Source organism: Pseudomonas azotoformans (assembly GCF_900103345.1).
In the GTDB taxonomy this organism is placed as follows: domain Bacteria; phylum Pseudomonadota; class Gammaproteobacteria; order Pseudomonadales; family Pseudomonadaceae; genus Aquipseudomonas; species Aquipseudomonas azotoformans.
Genome location: NZ_LT629702.1, coordinates 5,460,539 through 5,474,701, shown reverse-complemented (window position 1 = coordinate 5,474,701; position 14,163 = coordinate 5,460,539). Strand labels below are relative to the sequence as shown.

Below are 14,163 nucleotides of genomic sequence, written 5' to 3'. Positions count from 1 at the left end.
CCCTCCTGTAGGAACTGGTTTTTGTGGTGAGCGGGCTTGCCCCGCGCTGGGGCGCGAAGCGGCCCTAAAACCAAACGCCGCAGAGTGCCTGACATAACTCGGCGTTCTTATTGGGGCTGCTTCGCAGCCCAGCGCGGGGCAAGCCCGCTCACCACAAAAGCCCCTCCCACATTTGATCTCTGGCGCCTGATAGACTCTCCACACTTTCCTCCTGCGAGCCGCCCCCATGCTCCACGTGTTATTCAGCGTCTACCTGAAAATGCTGGTGCTCTACAGCCCGTTCTTCGTGCTGTCCTGCTTTATCAGCCTGACCCGTGGCTACTCCAGCAAGGAACGGCGGCGCCTGGCGTGGAAGGTGGCGTTGGCGACCCTGGTATCGAGCGTGTTGCTCTACCTGTTCGGCCGGGTGATTTTCAGTGTGTTCGGCATCACCGTCGACGCCTTCCGCATCGGCGCCGGCAGTGTGCTGTTCATTTCCGCCCTGGGCATGGCCCAGGGCAAGTCGGCGGTGCAGACCGACAACGTGCAGCAGGATGTCACCATCGTGCCGCTGACCATCCCGCTCACCGTCGGCCCCGGCACCATCGGTGCGCTGCTGGTGATGGGCGTGAGCCAACCGCACTGGGATGACAAGCTCACCGCCATCCTCAGCATCGCCCTGGCCAGCCTCACGGTGGGCGTGGTGCTGTACCTGTCCAACCGTATCGAACGCATCCTCGGTGACCAGGGCTTGCAGATTGTCAGCCGGTTGATGGGCCTGTTCGTCTGCGCCCTGGCCGCGCAGATCATCTTCACCGGGGTGCGCGGCTACCTGGTGCCTTAGATCCGGTATTTGGCAATCGCCAGTTGTACTTTGTCTCCCGCACTCTCGCGCATCAGTTGGAGGGTCTTTTCGTTGACCACCGAGGTATTCAGCACCAGGCACGTCTGCCCGCTGAAGGCCTCGCACGAGGAACTGTCCCACTCCAGGAAGGGCAGCCCGACCTGTTTGCTCACGCCGTGAGTGCTGTAGGTCACCAGCACCATCGTCAATTCGCCATCGGTTTCGGCACAGGAGGCCAGGCCGAAATCACCGCCCTGGTGCACCGAGCTGTTGCGCTTGAACAATTCAAAAGACGCCGGCGCCTGCTTCAACGCCTCCAATGCATCCGCCGCCAGTTTCGGCATCACGCTAAGCAGCGGCGCGGACAAGGACGTGGAAGCCAATAGCGTGGCAATAAGGTTCAACGCCGCCAACTGCACGGTCAGCCCCTTGCCCGAACGTGAAACCCGTTCGAAGCGGCTACGCACCGGGAGCCACCCCAGGCTGACCATCACCTTGATGAATTCGTCGTACCAGTCCTCGGTACCGCGGTGCACATTCAACACATCGCTGACGTAGCTGCTGGCCAGCAGATAACTTTTACGCACGTACTCTCGGTTCAGACCCGAAAGGCCTTCGGCAAACGAAATCACACTGTTGTTGACCACCGCCGCATTGAAGTCATCTTCGGTGTCCAGCGGTACAGACGCGTGCTTGCCTGACGCGCCCGGTAATTTGTAGGCGGCAATCAACTTGCGCCTTTTTGTACTGTTGATCCGTCTGTGATGTCGCTCCATTTTGATTCTCCACAAGCACCCCAACGTGGGGCTTGTGTCCACCCTAGTTCACTGGCCGGTGGGCTTTCCAGACGATAAAAAACCCTTGGCGCAACCCGTTGAACCGCAACGCCCAGCAATGACGCGGCATGACGGGCGAGCTTCCACATTTCGTCGCAAAAGAAAGAAAAAGCGCCAAACAACGCCAGGAAAATCCCTGGGCTATTCGGCGCTTTCAGGCAGACGACAGGCCGTTTTCAGGAGGCGGGTTTTTCACCGTACCAGCGCGGTGTGTAGACCCATTCACCACCACCAGCACGGGGGAACGTGCAGGTGGTGGATGAGCCGATCAGCACCATGGTGCGCATGTCCACCTGCTCCGGCGTCAGTTCCCCCAGCGAGGTGACACGCAGGGTCTGCCCCGGGCGACCGATATCACGGCCCAGCACCACCGGCGTTTGCGGCGTGCGATGCAGCGCGACGATTTCCAGGGCGCGCCCCAGTTGCCACGGCCGCGAACGCGAGATCGGGTTGTAGAACGCCAAGGCAAGGTCGGCCTGGGACGCGAGGTCCAGGCGCTTTTCGATGATCGACCAGGGCTTGAGGTTATCCGACAGCGACATCACGCAGAAGTCATGGCCCAGCGGTGCGCCGGCCTGGGCGGCGGTGGCAAGCGAAGCCGAGACGCCCGGCAGGACTTCCAGGTCGACCTGATGCCAGGTGGGGTCGCTGGACTCGTGCAGCGCCTCGATCACCGCAGCCGCCATGGCGAACACGCCCGGGTCGCCGGACGACACCAGCACCACCGAGCGCCCTTGGGCCGCCAGCTCGAAGGCGTGGCGGGCACGCTGCATTTCTTCGCGGTTATCGGTGCAGTGCTGCACTTGATCCTCCCGGAACGGGCCGGCCATGCGCACGTAGGTTTCGTAGCCGAGCACGTCGGTGCAACGCGCCAGTTCGGCCTTCACGGCAGGCACCATCAACTCGGCGGCACCGGGGCCAAGGCCGATCACGGCAAGGCGACCACGAACACGACCGATCTGCGACAAGTCCAGCGGCTGTTCAGCCACGCTGACCACGATATCGGCGTCCTGGGAAACGCCGGTAAAACGCAACGGCACACCCAGCTCCAACGCCGCGTCATGCAGCGACGCTTCGGCCATCTGTGTGTCGCTGGCCAGCAGGCACGCCAGGGACTGGATGGCAATGCCCGCTTCATGCAATGCCGTGCGCACACGCTCGGCCAATTGCGCGCCGGGCTTGCAGGTCACGCTGACGTTCTTCGGGTAGATCAGCAATTCATTGGCGGTGGGTTGGCGCTCGGCACTGCCGACATGAATCGCCAGGCGCGCTTGCGGGTCCTGCGGCAAGTTGGCCTGATCCAGCCACGGCGCTGCGCCCTCGATGCGCACGTGTTCACCGGCCAGCAGGTCGGAAACGAACCGCTTGCCCAACTCCAGGTCGGCCAGTTCATAGCCCTGCGGCGGGTTGAGCAGGCAGGTGCCAAACCGCAGTTCGCCACTGGTGGTGATCGCCGCCGCCACGTTCAACACGGCAGCAATCTCGCGCGCCATGACGTTCACGCCACCAAGACCACCGAGCAACGGCACCACGGCGCTGCCATCTTCCGCCACGGCCAGCACGGCCGGCTCTTCGCCTTTTTCCAGCAGCAATGGCGCCAGGGTGCGAATCACGATACCGGCGGCGCACAGCACAATCAGCGGCGTGCCTTGTTGATAGAGCTGACGCAGGGTCGCGCCGAACTCACTGTAAGCCCGGTCCGCGCCTTCAACACGTCCGGCCAGACCGTGGATCAGCGCCTCGGGATAAACCTGCTGGATCCGGAGCGCGGTGGCCAGGCTGCCCTGACCCAGAATCACAATCGCCGGGTTCATCAACCTTGCCACCTTTCACCCGGCACGATGATCAGCGAAAAGTACGGCGAAGACGCCGGATCCACCTGATCCAGCGGCACGATCTTCTGGTTGGCCATGGTCGCCCGCTCCACGTACAACGCACGCTCGGCCAGGCCGAGCTCTTCGAGCACCTGGCGCACTTTCGGGAAGTTGCGGCCCAGCTTCATGATCACCGCTGCGTCGGCGTCTGCCAGGCGGCGCTTCAGATCCTCATGGGGCAACACGCCCGAGAGCACCGACAGGCTCTGGTTGCGATACACCAACGGCGCACCCAGCACCGAGGCGCCGCCGAGCATCGAGCACACGCCGGGGATGACTTGCGCTTCGTAGCGTTCGGCGAGGCGGTCATGCAGGTACATGTAGGAGCCGTAGAAGAACGGGTCGCCTTCACAGATCACCGCCACATCACGGCCGCCATCCAGGTGCGCGGCGACATCAACACTGGCAGCGTCGTAGAAATCGCTGATCACCTGCTCATAGGACATCGGTGCCGGCAGTACCTCGGTGGTCACCGGGTACACCAGCGGCATCAGGGTCTGCTGGGGCACCAGGTGATCTTCGATGATGCCGAAGGCATTGCCCTTCTTGCCCTTGGCCACGAAGTACGCCACCACCGGCGATTCGCGCAGCAGGCGCAACGCCTTGAGGGTGATCAGTTCCGGATCGCCAGGGCCTACGCCCAGGCCGATCAAACGTCCGCGTGCCGGCATTATTCGACCTCCGTGGCCAGGGCATTCACCGCCGCGGCGGCCATCGCACTGCCGCCCAGGCGACCCTGCATGATCACGAACGGCACGCCACGGCTGTCCGCCGCCAGCATCGCCTTGGATTCGGCAGCACCGACAAACCCGACCGGGAAACCCAGGATCAAGGCAGGTTTAGGCGCACCGGCATCGAGCATTTCCAGCAGGTAGAACAACGCGGTCGGCGCATTGCCGATCACCACCACGCTGCCTTCCAGGTGCGGGCGCCACAGCTCCAGCGCGGCGGCGGAACGGGTGTTGCCCAGTTCGCGCGCCAGCTGCGGCACGCTGTCGTCGCGCAGGGTGCAGATCACTTCGTTATTGGCTGGCAGACGCGCACGGGTCACGCCTTCGGAGACCATCCGCGCATCACACAGGATCGGCGCGCCAGCGGCCAACGCATCACGCCCGGCCTTGCCCGCGCCTTCGGAAAACTGCAGGCCGTCGATGGCTTCGACCATGCCACACGCATGAATCACCCGCACCGCGAGTTTTTCCAGGTCGGCCGGAATGCGCTCCAACTTGGCTTCCGCGCGAATAATGGCGAAGGAGTTGCGATAGATCTCCTGACCGTCGCGGATGTAATCAATCATCGGTGTTGCTCCGTGGACGAGCGCGCAACAGGGCGCCCGCCGCTTCAATGGAAAGGGTGCGCGCGTGCAGCCGGCCGAAACCGGGTTGGGCTGCCTCGCGAAAATAGAGGTCGTAGTGGCCGGGGCTCACCGCCAGCAAGGTGACCGGCGCGACGTGCGCAGCCGCGCAGGAACGGGGGCAGCCGGACAGGTGCACGTCATGGCCGGGCTGCAAGGCAGCCACTTGCACGGCATCGGCCTTGGTGTCGGCCAGGGCCTTGCCGCACCCGCTGGCGCCGGTGCAGGCGGTCATGCGCGCCAGCGGCTGATCGATGGAGCAAAGGAAGCCCAGTTGCGCCAGGCGCTCGGTCACGGCGTGCGGTTTTTCGATGTTGGGCAGCAGCACGCCTTGCCAAGGCGTGAAGCGCAGGGTGCCGTCGCCGTACTCGCTGGCCAGGTGTGCGGCGCCTTTGAGCATCGTCGCATTCAGGCGGCCCAAGGGTGCGATGGCGGCGACGTAGAACTGATTCTTTTGCTCTTGTGGATAAGTGCCGAGGTGCAGAAAAGCCCCGCTGGGCGGGCGTTTGAAGCCATCAGCAGGCAATAGCGACAGGTTTAAGTGACTCAGCACGTTATCCACAGGAAGGTGGCGCATGCGGGTTTGTTCTGGAGTGGCAATGTCCAGAAACGCCTCCAGCACAGCCACCACCAGCGCATGCCCCTGCTCCAGCGGTACGGCGGCCAGCGGTGTATCCAGCCCCGGGCAACCGGCCAGGCCGAACGCGAGGAGCGTCTGGCCGTTGCGCATGAAGGCCGACAGCCACAGGTCGTGGTGATGTTCGAGCATCGCCAAGGCTTCGCCGCCATCCAGCTGTATGGCGAACTTGGCTGACAGTTCATGGAAACGGGGATGGTTTTGCAGGGTGGCGAGGATCTGCTCAGCCAACGGGCGGGTGTCGAACAGCATCTGCGGGTCGATCCCGGCACTGGGGCTGAGCATCAGGTTGCGGACATCGTCGCCGGCGGCATTGTCGGGACCCAGGCCTGCGTCCAACAGCAGGGCGATCAATGCCTGCTCTTGGGCACCAATCCCGCGAATCTGCAGGTTGGCACGGTTAGTCGCCTCGATCACCCCGCCCGCATAGGCCTGGGCCGCATCTGCCACCACTTGGGCTTGCTTGCTGGTGATCGAACCACCGGCCAATTTGATCCGGCAAATACCGCCGTCCAACGCCTGGACAATGCGCAGCAACCCCGGACAAGCCGAGGGGCGCAAGGTATTCACAGAAGGCGTTGGGTTCACGGGGCTACCGGTTGGTGGGTAAAGGCGCGGTATTATGCCTGCTTTGTCCGGCGGCATGAAAAGCCTGCCCGTCGGATGTCGTTCAAGGAATTCATATGTCGCCCTGGCTGACGGTTGTAGGCATCGGTGAAGACGGCTTCAAGGGGCTGGGCAGGAACGCCCGGCATGCCCTGTTGCGCGCCACGCGGATTATAGGTGCTCAGCGCCAGTTGGACCTGTTGCCGGTGTGTATCCGTGGCGAGCGCCAGGTGTGGCCGAGCCCGTTTTCGCTTGAGGCGGTGCTGGCGCAGCGCGGCGAACCTGTGTGCGTGTTGGCCAGCGGCGATCCGATGTTCTATGGCGTGGGGGCCAGCCTGTCGCGGCAGGTGCCTGCTGAAGAATTGCTGATTTTACCGGCGCCCTCGTCGGTGTCCCTGGCGGCGGCACGGTTGGGCTGGCCGTTGCAGGACGTGGTGACGTTGTCGGTGGTGGCGCGGCCGTTGGCGGCGATCAATGCGCACCTGGCCAGTGGCGTGCGCTTGTTGGTGTTGAGCAATGACGGTCGCAGCCCTGCCTTGATTGCCTCACTGCTGGCTGAGTCCGGGTTTGGGCCGAGCCGTTTGAGCGTGTTCGAGCACTTGGGCGGCACGGATGAGCGGCGTATCGACGGTTTGGCGGGTGATTGGCAGCACGCCTCAGTCGCTGATTTGAACTTGGTCGCCATCGACTGCGTGGCCTCTGGCGCAACACCGCGCCTGTCGCGTCTGGCGGGCCTGCCCGATTCAGCCTTCAAGCACGACGGCCAACTGACCAAACGCGATGTGCGCGCCATGACCCTCGCCCGCCTCGCGCCGATGCCCGGCGAATTGCTGTGGGACGTGGGCGCGGGCAGCGGCTCCATCGGTATCGAGTGGATGCGTACGCACCCGAGCTGCCGTGCATTGGCGATTGAAGCCGATGAAGGCCGCCAAGGCCTGATCGAGCACAACCGCGACGCCCTTGGCGTGCCGGGCCTGCACCTGGTTCGCGGCAAGGCGCCCGAGGCGTTGTTTGGCCTGGAAGCACCGGACGCCATTTTCATCGGCGGCGGCGTCACCCGTGACGGCGTGCTCGATACCTGCTGGCAGCAGCTGCGGCCGGGCGGACGCTTGGTCGCCAATGCCGTGACCCTGCAAAGTGAAATGACCTTGATGAACTGGCGTGCGCAGCATGGCGGTGAGTTGACCCGCATCCATGTGGCGCAGGCGCAGCCGTTGGGGGAATTCGATACGTGGCGCCAGGCGCTGCCGATCACCTTGCTGGACGTGGTCAAGCCGCTATGAAACGCATCCTGCTGTTGGGCGGCGTGACCGAAGCGTTGGCCATTGCTCGTACATTGGGCCCGGAACATATCTACAGCCTGGCCGGGGTTGGGCGCGTGCCCACCGACCTGACCTGCCAGGTGCGGGTCGGCGGTTATGGTGGGGCTGGGGGATTGGCGCAGTTTGTTCGGGATGAAGGGATTAGCCTGATTCTCGACGCGACCCATCCGTATGCGGCGCAGATCAGCCGCAATGCTGCCGAGGCTGCGCAGTTGAGCGACGTGCCATGTTGGGCACTGCGGCGTCCGGCGTGGCAGCCGCAAGCGGGGGATGACTGGCGTGAGGTCAGCGATTGGGCGTCGTTGATTGAAGCGTTGAAGCCGTTCAAACGCCCGCTGTTCACCTTGGGCCGCGAGCCGTTGCAGCATCTTGATGAAATCCCGCCGGAGCAGTTCTGGACGCTGCGCGCGCTGGATGTGTATCCGGGGAATGCGCGCTGTGAAGTGATTGGCGCGCGGGGGCCGTTTTTGATCGAGGATGAGCGTGCGTTGTTTGCACGGCGTGGCATTGATGTGTTGATCAGCAAGAACAGTGGCAGCACTGCGACGGAACCGAAGCTGGAAGTGGCGCGGGAGCTTGGGGTGCCGGTGTTGGTGTTGAAGCGGCCGGTGTTGGCGATGGTGGATCGAGAATTCACTACTGTGCCTGCGGTACTACAGGCAATCGCCACTCTCTAAACAGCATCGATTCAGTGTGGGAGGGGGCTTGCCCCGATTACGGTGTATCAGTCTAAACATCTGTGACGGGTCCATCGCCATCGGGGGCAAGCCCCCTCCCACATTTAGAACGGCATCATCATGCAGCGCTTTTCGTTTGCCCGGCAGCATCGTGTACACGCTCCGCAAGCAACTGCGCCAGCTCAATCAACTGCGCGACGCCGAGCAATGCTTCGCGTGGCGCGCCTTCCAGGTTGAAGGCAATGTCACAACTCAGCGCATTGGCTGAGGCGAGGGTTTCGCTGAGGTTGACCAAAAGATCTTCACTGCTGATTCCATCGGCCACGGTGAAGAGCCGGACGGGGGGATTTGGGGCAGGTTTGATCATTGTGAAGCTCCTTAATCTAAGTGGAGCTGCCACTCATCGCCGCGACGCGATAGGGGTGGCAGCTGTGCGCAGGTTCGCGGACCGGAGATCAAGGAAACCGGCATACCCGAAGGTATCCCGCGCACAGCCACCATAGCGCCGCACAGTAGACGATAAAAAAGCGTCAACTGAAAGGAGGCAATGCTTGATCCGTTCGGGCCGCGACGCCCGGCCGCTGCGTTTGCAGCGGTGTACGGAGACTAGGGACTGAGTTTCCTAGGGGCAACCTTAAAGGCTTGTCGGACATTTCTGTCGAATGACTCCATATTCGAGCCGAGCGCAATCCAAAATGTGGGAGCGGGCTTGCTCGCGAAGACGGTGTGTCAGTCACCACATGTATTGGCTGACACTCCGCTTTCGCGAGCAAGCCCGCTCCCACAATTAGCACCGCGTTGCCCTTGATATCGGCAACCTTTCAGTTCCCGTCTATCCTCAACCACTGACACTGCGACACCAAACCACACCGCCCCTTTTTACTTATCCCCCCCGATCAGGCTAAATACCCGCCTGATCGTTTAACCCTACGGATTGTCCGCCATGGCCCGTCAACGCTTTGCAATCGTCTGGATCGCCTGCCTTGCAGTGCTGTTCAACGCCTTTGCCATGCCGATGGCCAGCGCGATGCAGCAGTCCAGCGACCCGGTCCAGCAATTGCTGTGGGGCAGTTTCTGTTCCTCCAATGGCGCGAGCCTCAAGACCATCGCCCTGGGCAAGCTGGAGATCCCGGCGCCGCAGCAGGACGATCATTCCACCATGCAGCATTGCTGGTGCTGCTCGGGCTCGGCGCCGTTGGTGGCGTTGCCGGGGCATGTGCCGCAGTTGTATCTCACCCGATTCAATACTTCACAGAGCTTGCCGCCACCCCAGCTGCAAAGCCCCACCCCGCGCCAGCAATGGCCGAGCCTCAACCCCCGTGCCTCTCCAACGGTCTGATTTCTTCGCAAGTGAACTGCGTTTAGAACCGTTCTGGAGAACTGCCATGCTCAAATCTTCCCTGCTTCTGGCCGCGTTGTTGCTGCCGGTGTTCAGTGCTGCCAATGCCGATGACTACAAGGCCGGCGACCTGCTGGTCAGCGATCCCTGGTCCCAGGAGTTGCCGCCGAATGCGCCGACCGTCGCGGCGTACTTTGTGATTCACAACACCGGAGAAAGCCCGGACCGCCTGCTCAGCGTCGACACGCCGGTGGCAGACAAGGCCGAGCTGCATGAGCATGTGATGCAGGGCGACCTGATGAAGATGCAGCAGGTGCCCAGCGTCGCCGTACCGGCCAAGGGCGAGCTGACCTTCGCGCCCATGGCCTATCACGTGATGCTGCTGGGCCTCAAGGACCGCAGCCTGCTGGCCGACGGCAAGCAATTCCCGCTGACCCTCACCTTCGAAAAAGCCGGCAAGGTCGAGGTGGAAGTGTCGGTGCAGAAAGTGCCGCCGATGGCCGCCCACGAACACAAGCACACCCAATAGGCTGACACGCGATGGGCGCCCCTCGCGCCAGGTTATCTCCACATGCTCGCCTGAAGCGCGGCAGTTGGATCAGCCTGTTCGCCATGCTGATGATCTTCATCGGTCCGCTGATTTCCCAAGCGATGCCGGTGGATCATCACGCCGGTATGTCGATGACCATGTCCATGGACATGCCGATGGACCACGGCGATGCCCATCACCAGAAAGCCCCTGACGACCACCACGCCCTCTGGTCCAAGTGCGGCTATTGTGACCTGCTCTATAGCTGCCCCGCCCTGCCCGGCGGCGTTTCAACCTTCACCCTGAGCAGCCCGCCGCCGGCCAACGCCCTCCCCCCCGCCACACGCCTGGGCCATGCCCGGCAGAGCATCTTCCCTGGCGCCCGCAGCCGCGCTCCGCCCATCGCTTCGTAAGCACTTAACACCGTTACTTCACCCCGGCCGACTTTAGACAGACAGCCGCAGGCTGCTGGCCGTGTTGTTTACGACTGATTGATGGAATTTGTCATGTCCAGGTTTTCTGCTGACACCCGTTTGGGATATACCCCCGTGCTCGCCGCCCTGTGCGGTGCGCTCCTGGCACCTCACGCTCAGGCCGACGAGCACGCCGAACATGAGCTGACGCCCACCGTGATCACGGCGATCGCCCCCAGCTCACCGCTGACCGTTATCACCAACCCCAAAGACCCACGCCAGCCGGTGCCCGCCAGCGATGGCGGCGACTACCTCAAGACCATCCCCGGCTTCACCCTGGTGCGCAATGGCGGCACCAATGGTGACCCGGTGCTGCGTGGCATGTTCGGCTCGCGCCTGAACATCCTCACCAACGGCAGCATGATGCTCGGCGCCTGCCCCGGCCGCATGGACGCGCCCACCTCGTACATCTCGCCGGAGACCTACGACAAGCTCACCGTGATCAAAGGCCCGCAAACCGTGCTCTGGGGCCCGGGCGCGTCAGCCGGCACCATCCTGTTCGAGCGCGAGCCGGAGCAGTTCGGTGAGCTGGGCACACGCCTCAACGCCAGTGTGCTGGCCGGTTCCAACGGGCGCTTCGACAAGGTCATCGATGCCGCTGCCGGCGGGCCGCTGGGCTACGTGCGGGTGATCGGCAACCAGGCCCACGCCGATGACTACAAGGACGGCAACAACGACACCGTCGCCTCGCGCTACGACAAATGGAATGGCGATGTGGCGGTCGGCTTCACCCCCGACGCCGACACCCTGCTGGAACTCACCGCTGGCCGTGGCGATGGCGAAGCACGTTACGCCGGGCGCGGCATGGACGGTTCGCAGTTCCTGCGTGAAAGCCTCGGGCTGCGCTTTGAAAAGTCCAACATCGGCGAGGTGCTGGACAAGGTCGAGGCCCAGGTCTACTACAACTACGCCGACCATGTGATGGACAACTACAGCCTGCGCACACCGTCCGGCACCGGCATGATGGCGGGGCCGATGGCGTCCAACGTCGACCGGCGCACCCTCGGCACACGTATCAAGGCCACCTGGCGCTGGGCCGATGTGCAACTGATCAGTGGCCTGGACGCGCAGACCAACGAACACCGCCAGCGCAGCAGCATGGGCATCGACACCTACAAGGACTTGCCGCGGGTCAAGGACGCCAACTTCCATAACTACGGCGTGTTCGGCGAACTGACCTGGTACGCCGCCGACCGTGATCGCCTGATCACCGGTGCGCGCGTGGACCGCGCCTCGGCCAAGGATTTCCGCCAAACCAGCGGCTCGGGGATGATGACCCGCCCCAACCCGACCGCCGACGACACCCGCGCCGACACCCTGCCCTCGGGCTTCGTGCGGTATGAACACGACCTGGCCGATAGCCCCACTACCGTTTATGCAGGCCTGGGCCATTCGGAACGCTTCCCGGATTACTGGGAGCTGTTTTCGCCCAACACCGGCGCGGTCGGCTCGGTGAATGCCTTCGACGGCGTGACGCCGGAGAAAACCACCCAGCTCGACTTCGGCGCGCAATACAAAGCCGACGACCTGGAGGCCTGGGCCTCGGGGTACATTGGCCGGGTGCAGGACTTCATCCTGTTCGACTACAGGCCCGGGATGATGGGCACCACCTCCCAGGCGCGTAACGTCGACGCCCGCATCATGGGCGGCGAATTGGGCGCGGCGTACAAGCTGACGCGCAACTGGAAAGCCGACGCCACCCTCGCCTACGCCTGGGGCAAGAACAGCAGCGACGGCAAGGCGCTGCCACAGATGCCGCCGCTGGATGCACGCCTGGGCCTCACCTACAGCGAAGACGACTGGAGCGCCGGTGCGTTGTGGCGTGTGGTCGCGGCGCAGAACCGCATCGACCAAAACAAGGGCAACGTGGTCGGCAAGGACTACGACAAGAGCGGCGGCTTTGGCGTGTTCTCGCTGAACGCGGCGTACCGCATCAACAAGCACTTCAAGGTCAGCACCGGCGTCGACAACCTGTTCGGCAAGGCCTACGCCGAGCACTTGAACCTGGCCGGCAACGCCGGGTTCGGCTACCCGGCCACCGACCCGCAAGCCATCAAGGAGCCAGGGCGAACGCTCTGGACCAAAGTCGACATGAGCTTCTAAGAGCATCGGGGGCAAGCCCCCTCCCACACTTTTGATTTTGTGAACACCATCAAATGTGGGAGGGGGCTTGCCCCCGATGACGGCCAACCAGACACAAAAAATCCAAAGCCTTGCGGAGCCCCCGATGAGCACTCAAAAAATATCCTTCTACAACCTGGCCTGGCGCTGGCACTTCTACGCCGGCCTCTTCGTCACCCCTTTCATGGTGCTGCTGGCCCTGACCGGCATCATCTACCTGTTCAAACCCCAGCTCGACCCGCTGATGTACGGCGACCTGCTCAAGGTGCAAAGCGCCGAGCACGCCCTCAGCGCCGACGAGCAACTGCAACGCGCCCAGGCGGCCTACCCCAAGGGCGTGATCAGCAAATACCTGCCCCCCGCTGACGCCACCAGCAGCGCGCAATTCGTGATGCATAACAACGGGCGCGACGTGACGGTCTTTGTCGACCCGTATCGCGGCACGCTCCTCGGCGAGCAGGATGCCAAATACAACCTGCAAGCCATCGCCCGCGCCCTGCACGGTGAGCTGATGATCGGCACGGTCGGCGACCGCCTGGTGGAACTCGCTGCCGGTTGGGGCGTGATGCTGGTGGTGTCGGGCCTGTACCTGTGGTGGCCGCGTGGCAAGTCATCCGCCGGTGTTCTGTGGCCGCGCTTCACTGCCCGAGGCCGGGTTTTCTGGCGTGACCTGCATGCGGTCACCGGCTTCTGGGGCGCCTCGCTGTTACTGGTGATGCTGCTCAGCGGCATGACCTGGACCGGCTTCTGGGGTAAGCAGTACGCCGAACTTTGGAATCGCTTCCCGGCGGCGATGTGGAACAACGTGCCGCAGTCCGACCAGCAGGCGCGCAGCCTTAATACAGCCAGTCAACAGACCGTGCCCTGGGCCATGGAGAACACGCCGATGCCGATGTCCGGCGACCACGCCGAGCACATGAACCACGGCGCCCTGCACACCGGTCCAGCCGCGCCCACGGTGCGCCTGCAACAGGTGGTCGACCTGGCCACCGCGCGCCACGTCGAGCCCGGCTACAGCATCACCTTTCCCACCACCGCCGAAGGTGTATTCACCATCGCCGTGTTCGCCAACGACCCTCGCAACGACGCCACCCTGCACGTGGACCAGTACACCGGCAAGGTCCTCGCCGATGTGCGCTGGGAGCACTACAACCTGGTGGCGCGCGCCACCGAGACCGGGGTGATGCTGCACGAAGGCAAGATGTTCGGCTGGGTCAACCAGCTGATCGTGCTGCTGATCTGCCTGATGATCCTGCTGAGCGCGGTCAGCGGCGTGGTGATCTGGTGGAAACGTCGGCCGGTGGGCGGGCTGGGTGTTCCGCCGCTGCGCCACGACCTGCCGAAGTGGAAAACCGCGATGGTGATCATGCTCGGGCTGGCGATCATTTTTCCGCTGGTGGGCGCGTCGCTGATCGTGGTGTGGGTGTTGGATCGCCTGGTGCTGTCGCGGCTGTTCGCACAACGTGAATCTGCCTCAGGTTCGACATGAAATAGGCGAGATGCCCCACATAGAGGCGTTATGTAGTCTTACGCGGGCTTTCGCCCTCGACGCAGGAAGTGTTAACTTATAAC

The 14,163-nt window shown here is 63.4% G+C and carries 14 protein-coding genes; 8 read left to right on the top strand and 6 right to left on the bottom strand.

Annotated elements, in window-relative coordinates:
• Window positions 1-226: 226 nt before the first annotated feature.
• Window positions 227-823, top strand: a complete 597-nt coding sequence (locus BLR69_RS24730) for a MarC family protein (RefSeq protein ID WP_003171467.1) — start codon at window positions 227-229, stop codon at window positions 821-823.
• On the opposite strand, the gene BLR69_RS24725 is transcribed toward BLR69_RS24730, so the two are convergent.
• The 5 genes from BLR69_RS24725 to cobG form a co-directional block, all read right to left on the bottom strand.
• A complete protein-coding gene (locus BLR69_RS24725) occupies window positions 820-1,599 on the bottom strand; it encodes a hypothetical protein (protein ID WP_071492998.1) in 780 nt (259 codons plus the stop codon). The two genes, BLR69_RS24730 and BLR69_RS24725, sit on opposite strands and share 4 nt — an antisense overlap.
• A 236-nt stretch (window positions 1,600-1,835) precedes the next feature.
• Window positions 1,836-3,473 carry a precorrin-3B C(17)-methyltransferase gene (gene cobJ, locus BLR69_RS24720; protein ID WP_071492997.1) on the bottom strand — a complete coding sequence of 546 codons (1,638 nt, stop codon included), beginning with the start codon at window positions 3,471-3,473 and terminating at the stop codon, window positions 1,836-1,838.
• The gene (locus BLR69_RS24715) at window positions 3,473-4,204 is read right to left on the bottom strand and encodes a precorrin-2 C(20)-methyltransferase (RefSeq protein WP_071492996.1); all 732 of its coding nucleotides are present in this window, start codon (window positions 4,202-4,204) and stop codon (window positions 3,473-3,475) included. Before BLR69_RS24715 ends, cobJ begins: the two co-directional genes overlap by 1 nt.
• Window positions 4,204-4,830, bottom strand: coding sequence for a precorrin-8X methylmutase (locus BLR69_RS24710; protein ID WP_071492995.1), 627 nt, complete (start codon window positions 4,828-4,830; stop codon window positions 4,204-4,206). The genes BLR69_RS24715 and BLR69_RS24710 overlap by 1 nt, the downstream gene beginning before the upstream one ends.
• Window positions 4,823-6,169, bottom strand: coding sequence for a precorrin-3B synthase (gene cobG / locus BLR69_RS24705; protein WP_071492994.1), 1,347 nt, complete (start codon window positions 6,167-6,169; stop codon window positions 4,823-4,825). Before cobG ends, BLR69_RS24710 begins: the two co-directional genes overlap by 8 nt.
• A 38-nt stretch (window positions 6,170-6,207) precedes the next feature.
• On the opposite strand from cobG, the gene cbiE reads away from it, so the two are divergent.
• Together cbiE and BLR69_RS24695 are read left to right on the top strand one after the other, a co-directional pair.
• A complete protein-coding gene (gene cbiE, locus BLR69_RS24700; RefSeq protein WP_071492993.1) occupies window positions 6,208-7,413 on the top strand; it encodes a precorrin-6y C5,15-methyltransferase (decarboxylating) subunit CbiE in 1,206 nt (401 codons plus the stop codon).
• Window positions 7,410-8,129 (top strand): cobalt-precorrin-6A reductase, encoded by a 720-nt coding sequence (locus BLR69_RS24695; RefSeq protein WP_071492992.1) that lies wholly within the window; start codon window positions 7,410-7,412, stop codon window positions 8,127-8,129. The genes cbiE and BLR69_RS24695 overlap by 4 nt, the downstream gene beginning before the upstream one ends.
• A 118-nt stretch (window positions 8,130-8,247) precedes the next feature.
• On the opposite strand, the gene BLR69_RS24690 is transcribed toward BLR69_RS24695, so the two are convergent.
• Complete coding sequence (locus BLR69_RS24690; protein ID WP_071492991.1) at window positions 8,248-8,496, bottom strand: DUF6124 family protein; 249 nt, start codon at window positions 8,494-8,496, stop codon at window positions 8,248-8,250.
• Window positions 8,497-9,072: 576 nt separating this feature from the next.
• Between BLR69_RS24690 and BLR69_RS24685 the strand changes: the two genes are divergently transcribed.
• The 5 genes from BLR69_RS24685 (at window position 9,073) to BLR69_RS24665 (ending at window position 14,080) form a co-directional block, all read left to right on the top strand.
• Entirely contained in the window at window positions 9,073-9,468 is a 396-nt protein-coding gene (locus BLR69_RS24685; protein WP_071492990.1) for a DUF2946 domain-containing protein, read from the top strand.
• A gap of 46 nt (window positions 9,469-9,514) precedes the next feature.
• A complete protein-coding gene (locus BLR69_RS24680; RefSeq protein WP_071492989.1) occupies window positions 9,515-9,997 on the top strand; it encodes a copper chaperone PCu(A)C in 483 nt (160 codons plus the stop codon).
• An 11-nt stretch (window positions 9,998-10,008) separates the two neighbouring features.
• Window positions 10,009-10,410 carry a DUF2946 domain-containing protein gene (locus tag BLR69_RS24675; protein ID WP_071492988.1) on the top strand — a complete coding sequence of 134 codons (402 nt, stop codon included), beginning with the start codon at window positions 10,009-10,011 and terminating at the stop codon, window positions 10,408-10,410.
• Window positions 10,411-10,503: 93 nt separating this feature from the next.
• Window positions 10,504-12,573 (top strand): TonB-dependent copper receptor, encoded by a 2,070-nt coding sequence (locus BLR69_RS24670; RefSeq protein WP_071492987.1) that lies wholly within the window; start codon window positions 10,504-10,506, stop codon window positions 12,571-12,573.
• A gap of 124 nt (window positions 12,574-12,697) precedes the next feature.
• On the top strand, window positions 12,698-14,080 hold the full coding sequence (locus BLR69_RS24665; RefSeq protein WP_071492986.1) for a PepSY-associated TM helix domain-containing protein: 1,383 nt from the start codon (window positions 12,698-12,700) through the stop codon (window positions 14,078-14,080).
• Window positions 14,081-14,163: the final 83 nt, after the last annotated feature.